14 protein-coding genes and 3 tRNA genes are annotated in these 18,645 nt (G+C 49.4%); 2 read left to right on the top strand and 15 right to left on the bottom strand.

Features of this window, described 5'->3' with window-relative positions; translation table 11 throughout:
• Position 1: 1 nt before the first annotated feature.
• The 11 genes from ACMXD4_RS05915 to ACMXD4_RS05865 form a co-directional block, all read right to left on the bottom strand.
• The gene (locus tag ACMXD4_RS05915) at positions 2–1,855 is read right to left on the bottom strand and encodes a peptide-binding protein (RefSeq protein WP_415880137.1); all 1,854 of its coding nucleotides are present in this window, start codon (positions 1,853–1,855) and stop codon (positions 2–4) included.
• 174 nt (positions 1,856–2,029) lie between these two features.
• Positions 2,030–3,220, bottom strand: coding sequence for an enoyl-ACP reductase FabV (gene fabV, locus ACMXD4_RS05910; RefSeq protein WP_415880136.1), 1,191 nt, complete (start codon positions 3,218–3,220; stop codon positions 2,030–2,032).
• 358 nt (positions 3,221–3,578) lie between these two features.
• Complete coding sequence (locus tag ACMXD4_RS05905; protein ID WP_415880135.1) at positions 3,579–5,447, bottom strand: SurA N-terminal domain-containing protein; 1,869 nt, start codon at positions 5,445–5,447, stop codon at positions 3,579–3,581.
• 98 nt (positions 5,448–5,545) lie between these two features.
• Positions 5,546–5,622: transfer RNA gene (locus tag ACMXD4_RS05900), tRNA-Asp, on the bottom strand.
• Positions 5,623–5,628: 6 nt separating this feature from the next.
• Positions 5,629–5,704: transfer RNA gene (locus tag ACMXD4_RS05895), tRNA-Val, on the bottom strand.
• Positions 5,705–5,717: 13 nt separating this feature from the next.
• Positions 5,718–5,990, bottom strand: coding sequence for an HU family DNA-binding protein (locus tag ACMXD4_RS05890; protein ID WP_020482925.1), 273 nt, complete (start codon positions 5,988–5,990; stop codon positions 5,718–5,720).
• A 207-nt stretch (positions 5,991–6,197) separates the two neighbouring features.
• Complete coding sequence (gene lon / locus ACMXD4_RS05885) at positions 6,198–8,615, bottom strand: endopeptidase La (protein ID WP_415880134.1); 2,418 nt, start codon at positions 8,613–8,615, stop codon at positions 6,198–6,200.
• A gap of 172 nt (positions 8,616–8,787) precedes the next feature.
• Positions 8,788–10,065, bottom strand: coding sequence for an ATP-dependent Clp protease ATP-binding subunit ClpX (clpX, locus tag ACMXD4_RS05880; RefSeq protein ID WP_415880133.1), 1,278 nt, complete (start codon positions 10,063–10,065; stop codon positions 8,788–8,790).
• Positions 10,066–10,168: 103 nt separating this feature from the next.
• Complete coding sequence (clpP, locus tag ACMXD4_RS05875) at positions 10,169–10,774, bottom strand: ATP-dependent Clp endopeptidase proteolytic subunit ClpP (protein WP_171697797.1); 606 nt, start codon at positions 10,772–10,774, stop codon at positions 10,169–10,171.
• A 46-nt stretch (positions 10,775–10,820) separates the two neighbouring features.
• Positions 10,821–12,116 (bottom strand): trigger factor, encoded by a 1,296-nt coding sequence (tig, locus tag ACMXD4_RS05870; protein WP_415880132.1) that lies wholly within the window; start codon positions 12,114–12,116, stop codon positions 10,821–10,823.
• A 108-nt stretch (positions 12,117–12,224) separates the two neighbouring features.
• Positions 12,225–12,308: transfer RNA gene (locus ACMXD4_RS05865), tRNA-Leu, on the bottom strand.
• 69 nt (positions 12,309–12,377) lie between these two features.
• Between ACMXD4_RS05865 and ACMXD4_RS05860 the strand changes: the two genes are divergently transcribed.
• Positions 12,378–12,836, top strand: a complete 459-nt coding sequence (locus tag ACMXD4_RS05860) for a DUF192 domain-containing protein (RefSeq protein ID WP_415880131.1) — start codon at positions 12,378–12,380, stop codon at positions 12,834–12,836.
• Positions 12,837–12,838: 2 nt separating this feature from the next.
• On the opposite strand, the gene topA is transcribed toward ACMXD4_RS05860, so the two are convergent.
• The 4 genes from topA to ACMXD4_RS05840 all read right to left on the bottom strand — a co-directional run bounded on the left by topA (position 12,839) and on the right by ACMXD4_RS05840 (position 17,850).
• Positions 12,839–15,160: a type I DNA topoisomerase gene (gene topA, locus ACMXD4_RS05855; protein ID WP_415880130.1), complete on the bottom strand. Its 2,322-nt coding sequence runs from the start codon at positions 15,158–15,160 to the stop codon at positions 12,839–12,841.
• A 16-nt stretch (positions 15,161–15,176) separates the two neighbouring features.
• A complete protein-coding gene (locus tag ACMXD4_RS05850) occupies positions 15,177–15,644 on the bottom strand; it encodes a DUF494 family protein (RefSeq protein WP_020482932.1) in 468 nt (155 codons plus the stop codon).
• An 8-nt stretch (positions 15,645–15,652) separates the two neighbouring features.
• A complete protein-coding gene (gene dprA / locus ACMXD4_RS05845) occupies positions 15,653–16,750 on the bottom strand; it encodes a DNA-processing protein DprA (protein ID WP_225893038.1) in 1,098 nt (365 codons plus the stop codon).
• A gap of 68 nt (positions 16,751–16,818) precedes the next feature.
• A complete protein-coding gene (locus ACMXD4_RS05840; protein WP_033158877.1) occupies positions 16,819–17,850 on the bottom strand; it encodes a LysM peptidoglycan-binding domain-containing protein in 1,032 nt (343 codons plus the stop codon).
• A gap of 280 nt (positions 17,851–18,130) precedes the next feature.
• Here ACMXD4_RS05840 and def point away from each other — a divergent pair, with 280 nt between their 5' ends.
• Positions 18,131–18,634, top strand: coding sequence for a peptide deformylase (def, locus tag ACMXD4_RS05835; protein WP_033158876.1), 504 nt, complete (start codon positions 18,131–18,133; stop codon positions 18,632–18,634).
• Positions 18,635–18,645 lie beyond the last annotated feature (11 nt).

Genomic DNA, 18,645 nt, shown 5'->3' with positions numbered 1-18,645 from the left:
CCTATTGGCTGTATTTTTGCTGCGCCAGCGGCACGTAATTTTCCAGTGGCAAGCCACCAAAGTTCAATCCCAATTTAGTCATTTGCAGATTGTGGATACGCTTATCAACAAATAACAAGCTTTTGCGGCGCATCAAAAACGTGTATGGCTGGTCTTCATAGAGAATGTGCTCGGCCTGCTGCCAGAGCGGCATGCGTTTGCTCTCATCAACGGTGCGGCGGGCGTCGTCGATTAATTTATCCAAAGCAGAATTTTTGTAACTGACGTAGTTATCGCCTTTGCTGACGGCTTGCGAGCTATGGAAGATTTGGTACAAATCGGTTTCGATACCGCTGGTCCAACCCAAAGTAATCGCGTCGAAATCTTTTTTATCCAGATTTTCCAACATCACCGGCCATTCCTGCGGGGTTGGAATTAGCTTGACGCCGGCGCGGGCGTAGAGATCTTTCAATAAAAGCACCATGCGTTTGGTGTCTTCGTTGGCTTGAAAGTAGGTCAGTTTAAATTCAAAGGGTGCACCGACCTTATCTTCCAATACGCCGTCGCCATTTTTATCCTGATAGCCGGCATCTTTTAGCAAGGCTTTGGCTTTATCCAAATCCGCTTGATACGGCTGCAAGGCCGCGTCATGCTGTTTACTGGTTTTACTGAACGGACTGACCGCCGGCTCGGCGTAATCCAACATCACATCTTTAATCACCCGGCTGACGTCGGTGAGATAGGTCATGGCCTGGCGCACGCGCTTGTCGGCAAAACGGGTTGGCTTGCCGCCGCGTTCCTGGTTCCAGCCGATGTAGCTATAGCCGACGACCGGTGGCATGTATTCGAAGTTTTGGCTCTTGGCCTGGATTTGTGGGTCTTTTTTCAGCTCTTGATACTCGACCGGTCTAGCGGAGTAAGAGTCGATATCGCCATTACGAAAGGTGGTTAAGCGGGCACTATCGTTTTGGATAATTTTCCAGAGAATCCGATGGTAAGACGGTTGTACGTCGCCCCAATAACGCTCGTTGCGGACCAGTTCGATATTGCCCTTGTCCGGCGTCCAGTTTTTCGGATCGTTTAATCGATAAGGACCACTACCCAATAACAAACCTTTGGACTCGTTGAATTTTTGCGGCTCTTTTAAATACGGTTCGTAAAAATGCTTGGGCAGGATACCGATGCCACCGGCCAAGGACAGCGCTTCGAAGTACGGCTCTTTGAAGGTAAATACCACTTCGTACTTGCCGTTGGCTGTGACGCTTTTGATCTTTTCCAGATAGGCGCGTTCGCGCGGCGCCTGGATGGCGTCGGTCATGATGAAATTGAAACTGAAAACCACGTCGTCGGCGGTCAGCGGTTGGCCGTCCGAGAAATTCACGTCCTCCCGCATCCGGAAGGTAATCACCAGCCCGTCTTCGCTGATGGTCCAATCTTTTGCCACCAGCCCCGCCCACTCCAAGGTATCGGGGTTGCGGGTGATCAGGCTTTCCAACACATAGCTTTGGACGTTGGAGGCGTAGGCATCGCTGGACACCAGTGGCGTGATGGTTTTCAGGTTGGTGCCAAAGGCTTCGACACTCCAGTCGCCCTGGGCGTAATCCGGCTGCTGACTGGCGGCATACGCACGTTGAAAGGCTTGCGCCACCTCACCGCTCTTGGTCGAGTTGCTGGATGCGTTTGCGGCAAGCGCGCCGGAGGCAATTGCCCCGCGCAACTCGCGCATATCCTTGGCTTGTTCGGACAGCGCGGTTTGCATTTCAGTCAATTTCAGCCATTGCCGGTCGATTTGATACATCGCTAATACGATCAGCAAGATAGTCAAACCAAGTAGCGAGTAGAGAATCCAATCTCGGGTAGTTGATGGTGTTTGCATGTTTCCAGTGTTTCGCAGAAATTAAACAGAAACGTGAGCGGCGCTTCTGCCGCGGACCGGTGTTCTTCTTAAAAAGACTGAGCTTTATCGGGAACACCGTCTTGGCAAAAACGCCCACTTCCCAGCATTGTAACCCGGTAGAGAGCCGTCGCTCCTCGCTACCGGGGCTCGACGCTAAAGCAAATTAGCAATGGGTGCCTCGGGATTAACGTCGGCATCATAATCCACACCGGCCACCTCAAAACCAAACAGTTTGAGAAACTCGTGTTTGTAGCCGGCAAAGTCGCTCAATTCGTTGATATTGTCGTTGTTTATTTGTGACCACAAAGCGTTGACCGTGTCTTGAATTTGCGGCTGCAGTTCTTTTAAATCGGCACGAAAACGACCGCTGTCATCCAAATGGGGGTTGGCGCCGTAGAGGCTATCGCGGAATAGGCCATTGACCTGTTCGATACAACCTTCATGCGTCCCCGCTTCCTTCATGGTTTTAAAGAGTAAGGCCAAATACAAAGGCATGACCGGAATCGCTGCACTGGCTTGGGTAACGACGGCTTTTAGCACCGACACCCTGGCATCGCCACCCAACACCGCTAATTTGCCGCGAATATCAATGACGCGTTTGTCCAAGTCTTTTTTGGCCGCACCGATCGTGCCGTCCCAGTAAATATCCCAGGTAATTTTTTCGCCTAGATAGGTGTAGGCCGTGGTTTTGGCGCCGTCCGCCAAGACGCCAGCATCGGCTAACGCATCGATCCACATTTGCCAGTCTTCGCCGCCCATCACCGCGACGGTGTTAGCGATTTCTTCTTCGGTGGCTGCCGGCAGGGTGAATTCCTTGATGATCTCTTTGTCGGTATCGATACCGTTTTGCACCAAATCCTTGCCGATCGGTTTCAACGTAGAATTATGCGTGACCCCGGTTTTTGGATGCGTACGGCGCGGGGCGGCCAAGCTGTAAATCACCAGATCGACTTTGCCCAAGTCCTGTTTGATAGCGTCTATGGTTTTTTGTTTGATCTCGTCGGAAAATGCATCGCCGTTGATACTTTTCGCGTACAGTCCTTCTGCTTCGGCAAACTTATGGAACGCCGCGGAATTGTACCAACCTGGTGTACCCGGTTTGTCGGCAGATCCTTCGCGTTCAAAAAACACACCCAAGGTTTTTGCGCCGGAACCGAAAGCCGAGACGATACGCGATGCCAGACCGTAGCCGGTGGACGCGCCCAGAATCAGCACATTTTTGGGGCCGTTAGGAATAGCGCCGAAACTTTTGACGTAGTCGATCTGCTGTTTGACATTGGCTTCGCAGCCGACGGGGTGGGTGGTGACGCACATAAATCCGCGTACGCGAGGTTTGATAATCATGTTGATCCTTAAATCAAGCTATTAAAAATTAAGACGAATGTCGCTTTCGCAGCGATGTTTGTTACAAATTTTAAAGTTTATCCCATGATATGGCTGAACAGGAAAATAATATCGATAGTATCCGAAGCGAAAAATCGCCTTATTCGGCTATCCGCGACTATGTTAATAAACGTCAGCCTAAAAGCCAATCTGGGTTGGACGCTGCCAGCTATTCACGCACCGGCAACGGTTATAGAGGGATGCCCCGAAGTCTCTGCCTAGAATCCGCAACAATATCTTCTTTGCTAAGCAGCTAACCGCTTAATCAAGCAAAAAAAAGGGAGCGTTAAGCTCCCCTTTTGCAGGTCCGCGTTACGGTTTACTGTTTTTGCGTATTGATAACAATGTCGGCTTTAGTCTGCAGCGCATTCAATACCGCTTCCATCTGCGCCTTACCGAAAGCAGCAGAGATGTTTTTAGCGATCAAGGCTTGTTTACTCTTGTCACTATCCGACATGACGCCTTCGTTTACAGCGTTTATGCTAACCACCAATTTACCGCCCTTGGCGTCGTCGATTATTGCCACACTAGGCTGACCGGCCTTCGGTTTGGCGGTTCTAAAAATCTCTTGAGTGACAGCCGCCGGCAAATCGCTGGTAGTACGCGTCAAACCGTTGATTTTTTTGGTTTGCAAATGCTGTGCTTCGGCAATTTGAGCAAGTGTTTTACCGCTAGCCAATTCTTGTTTAATTTTATCGGCGGTGGCGATTGCTTGTTGTTTGGCCTTATCTTGCTGAATCGCGGCAACGACTTGCGCTTTAACATCCTTGAGTTCCCTGCTGGCAGCAGGTTGATGCGATAACATACGCAGCACCACGACTTTGTCGCCGCCAATTTCCAGCGGCTCGCTGTTGCTGCCTTTTAACACATCTTCGGAAAACGCAGCCGCTCGAACTTTTTCGTCGGCAGCGATACCTTCGCCCGCGGTGCGAGTGAATGCGTCGGTCTTGCTGGTAGCCCCACCCAACAGTTGCGCAACCGCCGCCAGACTATCAGGATTTTCATAACTGACTTCGGCAACTTTCTCGGCCAAGGTGTTAAATTTGGCTTCGGCCTGCGCTTTTTGATAAGCCTTGCTGACTTCGGCTTTTACCGCTTCGTAAGACTTTACGTCGCCGGGTATTAATTCGGTCACTTTAATTAAATGATAGCCAAAAGCCGATTTAACGGGCTCTGAGACTTCGCCCAGTTTTAAACTGCTTGCGGCATCTTCAAAGGCTTTCTCCATCACGCCGACATTAAATAAACCCAGGTCGCCGCCATTTTTAGCGGTTAATTTATCGTCGGACACTTCGGCGGCTAAGGCAGCGAAATCCTTGTTTTTCAAATCTTGTTTGGCTTTCAGGGCTTTTTGCAGCGCTAAATCGTCGGCCGTTTTATCCTTGTTGAACGCGAACAGAATATGGCTGATTTTTCTGCGCTCTTTCGTAGTGAATTGGACTTTTTGTTCTTCGTAGTAAGCCTTTAACTGCTCTTCGGTAGGGCTAATATCTGCGGCCAATTTATCCAATGATAATTCAACGTATTCGATAGCCACCTGCTCGGGAGTCTGATACGCATCCTGGTGCTGCTGATAATAAGCGGTAATTTCCTCTTCGCCGGGCTGTTGACTGACAGCCGTTAACGGCACGGTCAAATATTCCACATCGCGGGTTTGGTTCTGGATTTTAAAGAAGTTGTTGATTTCCGCCGGCGTGACAAAGCTGCTATCTACCACGGCTCTTTGGAATTGCTCCATCACCAAAGCTTTTTTGATGCGATTGACGAACTCGGCGGAAGACATGCCTTGCGAACCGAGCATGGTTTGGTATTGCGTCTTATCGAACTTTCCGTCTTTTTGAAAATACTCGAGAGTTTGTATGAAGTCCCTGGCCGTTTCATCGCTAACCAACAGGTTTTGATCCTGAACGTATTGCAATAACACCTCGTCGCGAACCAGCTTTTGCAAAGCCTGTTTTTTTATCGTCTCTTCGTCGAATTTCATGCCTGCCAGATTTTGCGCATATTGCTGATAGGCCTGACTGACATCCCGCTGAAAAAATTCCTTGTCTCCCACAGACACCACCGGGGCCTCTTTACCGCCGCCAAGGTAGTTTTGGATGCCCCACAATCCGAAAAGCACACAAATCAAAATCAATATGATTGATGCAAACAGACCGTGCACCTTTTCTCTAATCTCTAAAAGCATAAACGCTGTCCTTAAACAGTATTAAACCCGATCGCTTCAGGCCATAAAATTAACAGGCAAAAAAAAACCTCGGACCATACGGCCCGAGGTTTCTGTTTTGGCGGAGCGGACGGGGCTCGAACCCGCGACCCCCGGCGTGACAGGCCGGTATTCTAACCAACTGAACTACCGCTCCAAAGTCTGGTGGGTGCTGAGGGGTTCGAACCCCCGACCCTCGCCTTGTAAGGGCGATGCTCTCCCAGCTGAGCTAAGCACCCGACTAAAGAGCGGCTAGTTTACAGCATCTTTTAAAGATTTGCCAGCTTTAAATGAAGGAATTTTCGCGGCTTTAATGGTGATCTCTTCACCGGTCTGCGGATTGCGGCCTTTACGCTCAGCTCTTTCTTTAACATCGAATGTGCCGAAGCCAACCAAGGCAACGGAATCGCCTTGTTTCAAAGCATCTTCTACTGCTTTGATAAAACCATCTAAAGCACGCCCTGCATCAGCTTTAGTTAACTGGGACGCACTGGCGATTGCATCGATAAGTTCCGATTTATTCATTTATTTCCCCTTAGGATGTCGTTGTATTAATTATGCTCAGCAAACAAATGTTTGGATTTGTCCACTAACCGGTTTTCCACCAACCCGATTTACAGCCTCTCCTGGTGCGAGAGGTCGACATTTATATCAATCGCCTGCAAGCGATGTCAAGCACAGAAGTCCGCGGAAGCCACGACGCTGATGGTTTCCGCCGACCCGACTCAACTTTTAATGGGCAACAACACCCGGCTTTTTTACCTCTGCCTTGCTGGCGGCAGTTTCAGTTATTTCTGCCACCGGGATTGCAGCAATGGGGGTGGGCATATGCTGTAGAGCCAACTCCAACACTTCATCTATCCAACGGACACACTTAATCGCCAAATTACGTTTGATATTTTCCGGGATCTCGGCGAGGTCCTTTTCGTTTTCCGCCGGAATCACCACTGTCGCAATGCCGCCGCGATGCGCAGCCAACAATTTCTCTTTCAGTCCGCCAATCGGTAGTACTTCACCGCGCAGGGTAATCTCTCCGGTCATCGCCACATCAGCACGCACTGGGATTTTGGTCAAAGCGGAGATAATGGCGGTACACATGCCAATACCGGCACTAGGCCCGTCTTTTGGGGTCGCACCCTCCGGAACGTGAATGTGAATATCATTTTTTTGGAACACATCGCTGTCGATTCCCAAGATATTAGCTCGACTCCTGACCACCGTGACCGCCGCTTCAATCGACTCCTTCATCACATCGCCGAGCTTACCGGTCGTTAGCTGTTTGCCCTTACCCGGCATTACCGCAGTTTCAATCGTCAACAACTCACCGCCGACTTCAGTCCATGCCAAACCGGTTACTTGACCAATTTGATCGCTGTCTTCGGCCATGCCATAGCTAAAGCGTCTGACGCCGAGATACTTGTCCAGTGTTTTCTCGGTAACCGAGGTTCGACTTTTGCGGGTTTTCAATAACAGGTCTTTCACAACTTTCCGGCAAATTTTCGAAATTTCCCGTTCCAGTCCGCGCACACCCGCTTCCCGCGTGTAGTACCTGATAATATCCTTGACCGCTGCTTCGGAGATGGAAATTTCCGACTCTGCCAGACCGTTGTTTTTGATCTGCTTCGGAATCAAAAAGCGCATGGCGATATTGATTTTTTCATCTTCCGTATAGCCGGCCAAACGGATTATTTCCATCCTGTCCATCAAGGCGGGCGGGATATTCATCGTATTCGCGGTAGCCACAAACATCACGTCGGATAGATCGAAATCGACTTCCAGATAATGATCCGAGAAAGTATGGTTTTGCTCCGGATCCAACACTTCCAACAACGCAGAAGCGGGATCACCGCGAAAATCTGCCGCCATTTTGTCGATCTCGTCCAGCAAGAACATGGGATTCCGGGTTTTGACTTTCGACAGATTTTGCAGAATTTTTCCGGGCATAGAGCCTATGTAGGTACGCCTATGTCCGCGAATTTCCGCTTCGTCTCTTACCCCGCCTAACGCCATCCGCACATATTTGCGATTGGTGGCCCGTGCAATCGACTGGCCGAGAGAGGTTTTACCAACCCCTGGCGGACCGACCAAACACAGAATAGGCCCTTTCAACGCTTTAACACGTTGTTGCACAGCTAGATATTCAAGTATCCGCTCTTTTACTTTATCCAGCCCGTAATGTTCGGCTTCCAATACCTCTTCCGCGACTTTTAAATCGTGCCGGACCTTGGTTTTCTTTTTCCAAGGCACATTGACCATCCAATCGATGTAATTGCGCACCACTGTCGCTTCCGCCGACATCGGCGACATCATTTTCAGTTTATTCAGCTCGGCCGTCGCTTTGGTTTTGGCTTCGGAGGACATACCGGCAGCGGCAATTTTTCGCTCCAGTTCTTCGATCTCGTTGCTGGCTTCGTCCATCTCGCCCAGCTCTTTTTGAATAGCTTTCATTTGCTCATTCAAATAATATTCGCGCTGATTTTTTTCCATCTGCTTTTTAACGCGGCCGCGAATTTTCTTCTCCATCTCCAAAATATCGACCTCACCTTCCATCAAGGTCATCAAATTTTCCAGACGTTTGGCGACATCGACCATTTCCAGCATCAGCTGTTTTTCTTCAACTTTTAAAGCCATATGCGCCGCCATCGTATCGGCCAGGCGGCTTGGGTCGTCAATGCCGGCCAGGGAATTAAGCACTTCGGGCGGAATTTTATTATTCAATTTCACATACTGATCAAACGAATTAATCGCGGTCCGCTGCAAAACCTCCGCTTCCTGTTCGGAAATATTTAATTCGTCGCTCAACTCGACCACGCTAGCCGCACAATAATTATCAACTTCTTGGTATTTTGTTACGGAGCAACGCTGACTGCCTTCAACCAACACTTTCACAGTACCGTCCGGCAGTTTCAATAATTGCAGGATGTTGGCCAAGGTCCCGACCCTGTATAAGTCATCAAAACCCGGTTCATCGACATCGGCCTGTTTCTGGGCAATCAGCAACACTTGTTTGTCTTGTTTTATGGCGGCATCAAGGGCATCAATCGACATACCTCTACCGACAAACAATGGAATCACCATATGCGGATAGACCACCACGTCCCGTAACGGCAAGACAGGAATTAATTCATCTTTGGTTTTTAACTCGGTCATTTCATTTGCTCCCTTGAGCAGCTCAAAACATTGGATGTCATCCTATATGAGGATGAACTCACAGAAAACAAGTATCTTTAATTTCAGGCAAAAAAAAGGGGGCTTTATTGAAAAAGCCCCCTTTTTTGGTTATTTCTTCGCGAGAGCGCGAGAAACGTTCAAAGCCCCTTATCTAAGAAGCGTCCGAAACCACCAGCTTTTGCTCTGCTTCGTAAACCAAAATTGGCTCCGAATTACCCAAAATGACGTTTTCGTCGATGACAACTTTCGATATTTTGTCGTTGGAAGGCAGTTCGTACATCGTATCCAACAACACATTCTCGACAATTGTTCGCAAACCTCTGGCACCGGTTTTTCGTTCCATCGATTTGCGGGCAATCGCCGCCAACGAATCATCTCTAAACTCCAGCTCCGCACCTTCCATTTCAAACAAATGCTTGTACTGCTTGATCAAAGCATTTTTAGGCTGTGTCAGAATTTGAATCAGCGCGGCCTCATCCAACTCGTCCAGCGTAGCGATAACCGGCAGACGACCAACAAACTCCGGAATCAATCCGTACTTAATCAAATCCTCGGAGCGCACATCGGCAAAAATCTCGCCGACGTTGCGCTTATCGTCCTTGGTTTTAACTTCCGCCGAAAAACCGATGCCGCCCTTCTCGGTGCGATGTTTGATGACCTTATCCAAACCTGCAAAAGCCCCACCCACGATAAACAAGATATTGGCAGTATTAACTTGCAAAAAATCCTGCTGCGGGTGCTTGCGACCGCCTTGCGGCGGCACAGAAGCGACAGTGCCTTCGATAAGCTTCAGCAAGGCCTGCTGCACACCTTCCCCGGAAACGTCGCGAGTAATCGACGGATTATCGGATTTGCGAGAGATTTTATCGATTTCGTCGATATAGACGATCCCGGTCTCCGCTTTTTCCACGTCGTAATCGCATTTTTGCAAAATCTTTAAAATGATGTTTTCAACATCCTCACCGACATAACCGGCCTCGGTCAGTGTGGTGGCGTCTGCTATGGTGAAAGGCACATCCAGCAATCTGGCCAATGTTTCCGCTAACAAGGTTTTACCGGAGCCGGTAGGCCCGATCAGCAAAATATTGCTTTTCGCCAACTCAACTTCGTTCTTTTTGCTGTTGCTGCGCAAGCGCTTGTAATGATTGTAAACAGCAACGGCCAGAATTTTTTTTGCATTTTCCTGACCGATGACATAACCATCCAATTCTTGCTTGATTTCCTTCGGCTTAGGCAGCGCACCACCGGCCACGGACATTTCATCTTCCAGCAACTCATCTCTGATGATGTCGTTGCACAATTCCACACATTCGTCGCAAACATAAACGGATGGACCTGCAATCAGTTTCCTGACTTCATTTTGACTTTTACCGCAAAAAGAACAGTAAAGAAGTTTTTCATCGTCTTTACCTTTCTTGTCTCTACTCATAGACAGACTCCACCGTGATACATTACCTCGTCATGGCGATGAAATATATCAAAAACCAACATTCAAATCACGTCGCAGTCTTGACGAAGCGACGCGACACTTATCAGGCAATACGACTAGTCAATACTTTGTCGATCAAACCGTAATCAACCGCTTGCTGAGAACTCAGAAAATTATCTCGATCCGTATCTTGCTGAATTTTTTCCAACGGTTGCCCGGTATGATGGGCCAGGATTTTGTTCAAACGCTCACGAATAGCCAAAATCTCACGGGCATGAATATCAAAATCCGAGGCTTGGCCTTGAAACCCCCCCAAAGGCTGATGAATCATCACCCTGGAATGAGGCAAACAATAGCGCTTACCCTGCGCACCACCCGCTAACAGCAGCGCCCCCATACTGGCGGCCTGACCGATACACATGGTACTGACATCCGGCTTGATAAATTGCATGGTGTCGTAAATCGACATCCCTGCTGTCACTGAGCCACCGGGAGAGTTGATATACAAATGTATATCCTTATCCGGATTCTCGGACTCCAGGAACAGCAATTGCGCTACCACCAGATTAGCCGAGTAATCCTCCACTTGACCAACTAGAAAAATTACCCGCTCTTTCAGCAAACGGGAATAAATATCGAACGATCTTTCCCCACGGGCTGTTTGTTCAACCACTATAGGCACTAGACCGCCCGCCGCTTGCGGCGCCATCATTTCGCTCATCACATTTTGGTTAAACACGTTTAGCCCTCATTCGTTACTGTTTTTCCATGACATCATCAAAACCAACTGTTACGTCGGTGATTTTAGCCTGACTGACAATCCATGCAACAGCTTGGTCCTCTAAGACCATCTGCTGCACATCATTCAGCCTGGCCTTGTCGGCATAATACCAGTTCACAACGTCTTCGGGGCGCTCATAACTCTTCGCCATATCATCAATGACCGCACGAACTTTATCGGCATCGACCTTGATGTCATTCTTTTGGATGATTTCACCCAGAATCAAACCCAAGGCCACTCGACGCTTGGCCTGAGCTTCAAATGCATCCCTAGGCAAGTTCAGGTCTTCCAATTTCAAACGCATGTTTTTCGCGCGTTCGGCATAAGGCTTCATCAACGCTTGAATTTCTTGATCGATCAATGCGTTAGGCATCGCTATCACAATGTTCTCGTATAACGCATCCATCACCGCATTTTTCAACTTGTTTTTCAGACCTTGGTTCAGCTCTCTTTCCATGTTAGCCCGAACATCGCTACGGAAACTGGCCGCATCACCGTCTTCAACACCATAAGCCTTGATAAATTCCGCATCGACGACAGGTAAAACCGGCTCTTCTACTTTAACCAATTCGATCTCAAATTCGGCCACTTTGCCAGCTAATTTTTCACTGTTGTATTGCTCTGGGAAGGTCACAGAAAAGGTTTTGCTCGCACCGGCGACCAAGCCTTTCAATTCGTCTTCAAAACCGGGAATCATTTGTTTGCCGCCGATTTCCACCTGGTAATTTTCGACTTTACCATCGGTAAAATTCTCGCCGTCGGCCACGCCGGAGAAATGAATGGTTACGCGGTCAGCATCCTGCGAAGCGCGTTCGACCGTATTCCAGGTTTTCTTTTGCTGACGCAGTTTTTCGATCATGTTATCGACATCAGCCTCTTCCACAGTTGCTGAGGGGCGATCCACTTTCAATGCGCTAACGCCGTCCAGAACGATCTCCGGATAAACTTCGAACTCGGCGATATATTCAAAACCTTCGGCTTTCTCGGTAGGATGGATATGCGGATGACCGGCGGGGTTTAAATCCTGTTGTTGCAACGCTTCAAAATAAGTCGATTGAATCAAGTCACCGGTTACTTCGTTTCTCACTCTATCGGCGTACAACTTTTTTACCATACTCGCGGGCACCTTACCCGGACGGAATCCGTCCACTTTGACTTCGCGCGCGAGTTTTTTAAAGCGAGTTTCCATTTTCTCCTGAACCACGGCATCAGGAATGCTAACAGTCATTTTTCGGCTTAACTCTGATGTCTTCTCGACAGAAACTTGCATTGCATTACCTCAAAAAATTAAAAATACGGTTTTATATTTTGGGAGACCGGCCGGCGATGTTTAGATCTGGGGAACTTAAGGTCGTATCGTTACGAATAACGCAGGATATGGTGCGAGCGGGGAGACTCGAACTCCCACGGGGTTACCACTGGAACCTAAATCCAGCGCGTCTACCAATTTCGCCACGCTCGCTAAATAATTGAACGCGGCATTATAATCAGCCGCATCTTTAAAGACAACCTTATATTACTGACATCGCGCATGTACTCTTATCTTTCCAGCACCATTTTCGGCATCGCTTTTATTATGACACTCAGCAGCGCGCAGGCTTCAGCAAACGGGTTTACCGAGTTCAACCACCCCATCAGATTTGTAGATCAACAACGTATCGTCTACGCGGCTATCGCCGCTAACGAAAGCGAACGCGAGCACGGACTGATGTTTCGGCAGACACTTGCCGAGGACCAGGGCATGCTGTTTGTCTATCCGGATCAGACCCATCGCGCGGTATGGATGAAAAATACCCTACTGGCTTTGGATGTGGTGTTTTTAGCGGGTGGCGGCCAAATTGTAGGGCTGTTAAAAGATTTACAGCCCTGTGCCAAAGACCCGTGCCGAATTTATGATTCCAAAGTCCCGGCCAGATACATACTGGAACTACCAGCCGGCTTTATCGACAAACACGCAATTCAGGTCGGGCAAACAGTCGCACTACCCTAGGCTCAAGCCGGTCCGTTTGCGTCGTCCGGATCACCCTCGTACGGTGTTGCGTATTTGCACTCTTTCTGCGGACAGACTTTTTCGGTGCCACGGCGCTTGGTGGTTTTCAAGGTCAAAATCGGCCAATTACAATCTGGGCAACTTTCCTTGATCGGCGCGTCCCACAAGGCATAATCGCATTTTGGATATTCCGAGCAAGAATAAAAAATCTTCCCGCTACGCGCCTTGCGTTTTAGGATCGCCCCATTCTTGCACTGCGGACATTCAACCCCAGTATCTGAAGGCTTTTCCAAGGGCTCGATGTGTTTGCATTTAGGATACCCACTACAACCGACAAACTTGCCATACTTGCCAGTCTTTATAACCAGCGTCGACTCGCATTTCGGACACACCCGTCCTTCCACCACTTCCGGTTCCGCAGACGTAGCGCCGGCATTGTCATCCCCCAAATTTCGTGTATACGAACACGTCGGATAATTGGTACATCCTATAAAACGGCCATTCCGCCCCAAACGAATCGACAGCGGACTGCTGCACTCCGGACATTTTTCGTCGATACTTTCCTGAGTCACATCCTTGCGCTGTACACTTTCTTCTTTCTCGTTGATCAACTGAGTAAACGGCCGCCAGAAGTCGTTCATCAATGGGATCCAATCCTTCTCGCCGCGCGACACGGCATCCAGATCGTCTTCGAGATTAGCGGTAAAACTGTAATCGACGTATTTTGTGAAATGCTCGGTCAAGAACTTGTTGACGATACGCCCGACATCGGTTGGATAAAACCGCTTGTTGTCGATTGTCACATATTCTCGGTTTTGCAAGGTCGAGATAATCGTCGCATAAGTGGACGGCCGGCCGATGCCATGTTCTTCCAAGGCTTTTACCAGACTCGCCTCGCTGTAACGCGGAGGTGGCTCGGTAAAGTGCTGGGTAGCTGCAATTTCATTCAATACAACAGGCCGCCCTTCTTCCATCGGCGGCAACAGGCTATCCTGATCGTCGGCTGCCTCCTTGCTGTCGTCCACGCCTTCCAGATACACCTTCATGAAACCGGGATTGGTCACCGTAGAACCGGTAGCGCGAAATACGTTTTTATCGCTACCGCAATTGAGATCGACAGCCACCTGATTCAAGGTGGCATGAATCATCTGGCAAGCCACGGTACGTTTCCAAATCAAATCGTAGAGCTTGAATTGCTCCGCGCTGAGCCGGTCTTTCACCTGTTCGGGCAAACGCTGCACGGACGTCGGCCGAATCGCCTCGTGAGCTTCCTGAGCGTTTTTAGATTTGGTTTTGAAACGGCGCGGCTCTTTCGGCACATCATCGGCGCCATATTTTTCCGCGATCAGCGCCCGAATATCGGCAAGCGCCTCTTCGGCCAGATTGACCGAGTCGGTACGCATATACGAAATCAAGCCGACGGTTTCGCCACCCAAATCAATACCTTCGTAAAGCTGTTGCGCCACCATCATGGTCCGCTTGGTGGTAAAACCCAGCTTGCGAGCTGCTTCCTGTTGCAAGGTCGAAGTGATAAACGGCGGCGCCGGATTTTTACTGCGTTGCTTTTTTTCTAGCTTGGCGACGATCAGCTGACCATCGGCGGCTTCCAATAAGTTTTGCCTGACTTCATTGGCTTGCGCTTCGTTGGTAAAACTGAATTGATTCAGTTTTTCGCCGTTGAAATGCGTTAATTTGGCTTTAAACGGCAACCCTTGTGCGCTGGCTTCGGCGGTATGCGACCAGTATTCACGAGTCTTGAACGCCTCGATTTCCATTTCGCGTTCGACGATCATCCGCAACGCCGGGCTTTGCACGCGACCAGCGGATAATCCGCGGCGGATTTTTTTCCACAGCAACGGCGATAAATTAAAACCGACTAAATAGTCTAAAGCTCGCCGCGCCTGTTGCGCATTGACCAGATTATTGGATAGCTCGGTGGGGTGAGCGATAGCCTCGGTGACGGCCTTTTTGGTGATTTCATGAAACACCACCCGCCGCACTTCCTTGTCTTTTAGCAGTTTTTTTTCCTTGAGATGCTCGAACACATGCCAGGAAATCGCCTCGCCTTCGCGATCAGGGTCAGTCGCCAGATAAAGTGTATCGGCATTTTTTATCGCTTTGCCTATCTCTTGCAGATGGCGTTGGTTGCGATCAATCACCTGGTATTTCATCGCAAAACCGTTTTCCGGATCGACCGCGCCCTCTTTGGGAATCAAGTCGCGGACGTGACCGTAAGAGGCCAATACCTGGAAGTCCTTACCCAGGTATTTTTCGATGGTTTTGCATTTTGCCGGCGACTCTACAATGACTAAACTTTTGCTCATGCTATCCGTAGAAAAATCAATGTAAAGAAGTGGGTATCAAGTCGTAAACTATGTCTTCCATTCGGGAAAAAGCGGCACTATCGCCGGGTTGACTTAATAACACCATCAATACAATCCATTTCAATTTATCCAGCGTAATATTTTCGTCTTTCAAGGCCATTGCCCGATCAATCGCTATCTCGCGATTAATCGGTGTCAAGATGCCGCTGTGCTCAAGATACATCAAGAAATTCCGGCATTCCATGTCGAACACGGAGATTTCCTGACCGCTAAAAATGCGGAACGAAGAGGAAACCGCCGGTGTGATGCTCTCAATTTCAGCTAAAGATTCCAGCCAATCGAACGCCTTGTTGACATCAGGCTGCTGAAAACCCGCATCCAGCAACTCGCTGGCAATCACGGCAGTATCCGGATAGTTATCGCTGTCGCCATCCAGATAATTCTCAAACAGATAAATGAGCACATCGAAAATATCTTCTTTCATTAGAACCTTTATTTGACTCTGAGGTAGCCACCACCGGCAAGTGCGGCAATGTAGCCTTGTAACTCCAGCACCAACAGCGTCGAGGAAACTTCTTCCGCCGACCAAGCGCTTTCTTGGACCAGAGCATCGACCGTTGTGGGACTGTACGGAATCAATTTCAATAGATTTTGCTGCTCCAGGTCAAGCGAAGTCTGCGCTAATTCCGACTCGGATCGCATATACCTTTGATTATAATGACCTAATTCCTCAAAAATATCTTGCGCGGTTTCAACTAATTTGGCGCCCTGGCGAATTAACGCATTACAACCGCGCGCCAAAGGGTTGTGGATCGAACCGGGAATCGCAAAAACCTCACGATTCTGCTCAAGCGCCAAGCGCGCGGTGATCAACGAACCGCTTTGCTGGGCGGCCTCGACCACCAACAATCCGACACACAAACCGCTGATGATGCGGTTTCGCCTGGGAAAGTGATTGGCTTTGGCACCAGTACCGGGTGGAAACTCGGAGACCAGCGCACCATGCTCAACTATTTGGGTAGCCAATTGCTTATGGCAAGCCGGATAAACGCGATCCAAACCGGTGCCGGCCACGGCTATGGTTTGCCCGTTTACGTTTAAAGCACCTTGGTGACTCGCGGCATCAATGCCCAAGGCCAAGCCACTGGTTACGACAAACCCAGCTGCAGCCAATGTCTCTGCAAATTGAATTGCCGTGCTGACGCCGACGGGAGAAGGGTTACGGCTACCAACTATTGCCAACTGCGGCTCTAGCAACAATGCAGGATTGCCTTTAACAAATAAAACCGGGGGAGGATTTGCAATTTCTCTCAGTTGCGCCGGATAGTCGGCATCGTCCAAGGTCAACGCATAATTTCCGGCTTGCTCCAGCCAACCAATATCGTCTTCGACCTTTTGCCAATCCGGTTTTTGCAGCGCATTGATGAGCTTTTCGCTGAAGCCCAAGCCAGTTAAAGTGGTTCGCGACGCCGAGAATATCTGTTCTGGCTCAAAATGTGCGAGCAAGCGCTGAATGGCCTGACTGCCGACGCCGGGACTACGCAGCATCGCCAGCCAGTACTTGATTTGCGGATTGAGCGCGGCTTCCAAAACAGGTTAGAGAACAAACCGGAGCGGCTTAAACCAACCCGATTGAATATCGTTAGCTCGGGCATCCATTAGGGCGTCTGCACTCTATCCAGAGTGTGCATCGCAGCGGTTGCCTGCATCACTAAAGCATAGCTGACCCGTTCGAACGGCCGAAACACCATCAACACGCCGGCCAGTTCATCCGGCATTTTCACAGCTACAGCTTCCTGGGATTGATACCTATCCACGACGACATGCCCTTTGCGATACACATCCAAGGTATGCCCCACTTCCAAACCGTCGGCAGTACCTTTATCGATAACCACCACATCGCGCTGACCGATCTGCGACACACCACCCTTCACCTGAATGATGCTGCCCACCACCTGATGTTTAGGAGGTCTTGGAAAATAATTTAAGGCTAACTCACCCTCAGAAGTAGGCATCAAGCGGTCGCCGCGTTGAATTTCCATATCGGATTTATTAATCAGCAAGGTGGCCGGATCACCCGGTTCCTGTAGCGTGGTATCAGCGATATATTGCGCTTCGTAGCCCAAAATTTCCTTGGTAACCGGACTGACATAGGCCTTGCCTGCCCGATAAATGGTATACCCCAAGCCTGGCGGGTTTTCGATGGCCCGAACGTAAACACCGTCTCCTGCCCCGGCGATCAAATGTTCACCGACAAAGCCGATGACATAAGGCGCCTGCTGCAACTCCTCCGCGGTGACGACTTTCGGCGAATTCAAGAATTGCACGATGGCATCGCTGGGAATCATTTTAATGGCTTGATCAATATCGGACTCGCGCACGCGCGGCAACAGTTTTTCGTCATTACCATCCGGTGAGAAGCTCAAGCGCGGCACACCGTTCACGTAGGAAAAATACAAGGTGTCGCCCGGGTAGATCCAATGCGGATCCTTGATTTGCGGATTGTTGTGCCATAGCTGCGGCCATTCCCAGGGGTGCTGTAAAAACTTCCCGGAAATGTCCCACAAGGTATCACCTTTAACAACCGTGTACTGATCGGGATGATTGGGGTTTATTTTCAGCTCGTCGGCCCAAGCCACTGCGGCAAAAACCAGTGGTATCAATATTCCCAGTATCGCGCGAAAAAACATAATTTATCCTGCCAGAGCTTATAAAACCGTTCAAAATCCGCCGGACAAAGCGTCCAAATGCAAAATCGGCAAGCGCCGCTGCTTTGCATGCCGCCCAGTCCAATTTGAAACAAATGCGTAAAAAATCAACCATCGATTTGCCGCACAGTTTAGATTAATTCGGGCATTATGCCAGCACGAGCCGTTCCAGACTAAACCCGGCCCTATTTAGTCTTCACATTCAAACCCAAGGCAATTTCGGATAAAATCCCACTATTACAGTTCGCAAGTGGAGTGATGGGTGAGTATTCTTAAAATTCTGGAGTTTCCCGATAAACGGTTGCGCAACGTCGCGGCCGAGGTGGACACAGTCGATGACAGCATCAAAACCTTGGTCGATAACATGATCGAAACCATGTATGCCGCCAAGGGCGTGGGCTTGGCGGCAACCCAGGTAAACGTACATAAGCGCGTGATCGTGATGGATGTCAGCGAGAACAAGGACGAACCGATCTGCCTGATCAATCCGCAAATCATAGAGCGCGACGGCGTCGAAGAGTCCGAAGAAGGCTGCCTTTCGGTACCGGGCTTTTTCGAAAAAGTCAGCCGCGCCGAACATATCAAAGTCAAGGCGTTAAACCGCGACGGCGAAAGCTTTGAACTGGAAGCGCGCGACTTGCTGGCGGTTTGCATTCAACATGAAATGGATCATCTGGAAGGCAAGTTATTCGTTGATTATCTCTCGGCTTTTAAGCGCAACCGCATCAAAGCCAAGCTGGATAAAATTCACAAGTCGCAAGGCTAATAAGGACATTC

It is taken from the genome of Methylomonas sp. TEB (assembly GCF_047777895.1).
GTDB lineage: Bacteria > Pseudomonadota > Gammaproteobacteria > Methylococcales > Methylomonadaceae > Methylomonas.
Note: the sequence above shows the minus strand (reverse complement) of the source record. Positions and strands in the feature narration are given on the sequence as shown.

Coding starts and splice junctions, on each gene's coding strand:
- ACMXD4_RS05915 (WP_415880137.1), bottom strand. CDS start 1,855: ATGCAAACACCATCAACTACCCGAGATTGGATTCTCTACTCGCTACTT.
- ACMXD4_RS05840 (WP_033158877.1), bottom strand. CDS start 17,850: ATGTTTTTTCGCGCGATACTGGGAATATTGATACCACTGGTTTTTGCC.
- ACMXD4_RS05860 (WP_415880131.1), top strand. CDS start 12,378: ATGTACTCTTATCTTTCCAGCACCATTTTCGGCATCGCTTTTATTATG.
- lon (WP_415880134.1), bottom strand. CDS start 8,615: ATGACCGAGTTAAAAACCAAAGATGAATTAATTCCTGTCTTGCCGTTA.
- topA (WP_415880130.1), bottom strand. CDS start 15,160: ATGAGCAAAAGTTTAGTCATTGTAGAGTCGCCGGCAAAATGCAAAACC.
- fabV (WP_415880136.1), bottom strand. CDS start 3,220: ATGATTATCAAACCTCGCGTACGCGGATTTATGTGCGTCACCACCCAC.
- clpP (WP_171697797.1), bottom strand. CDS start 10,774: ATGGCGCCGCAAGCGGCGGGCGGTCTAGTGCCTATAGTGGTTGAACAA.
- tig (WP_415880132.1), bottom strand. CDS start 12,116: ATGCAAGTTTCTGTCGAGAAGACATCAGAGTTAAGCCGAAAAATGACT.
- ACMXD4_RS05850 (WP_020482932.1), bottom strand. CDS start 15,644: ATGAAAGAAGATATTTTCGATGTGCTCATTTATCTGTTTGAGAATTAT.
- ACMXD4_RS05905 (WP_415880135.1), bottom strand. CDS start 5,447: ATGCTTTTAGAGATTAGAGAAAAGGTGCACGGTCTGTTTGCATCAATC.
- ACMXD4_RS05890 (WP_020482925.1), bottom strand. CDS start 5,990: ATGAATAAATCGGAACTTATCGATGCAATCGCCAGTGCGTCCCAGTTA.
- clpX (WP_415880133.1), bottom strand. CDS start 10,065: ATGAGTAGAGACAAGAAAGGTAAAGACGATGAAAAACTTCTTTACTGT.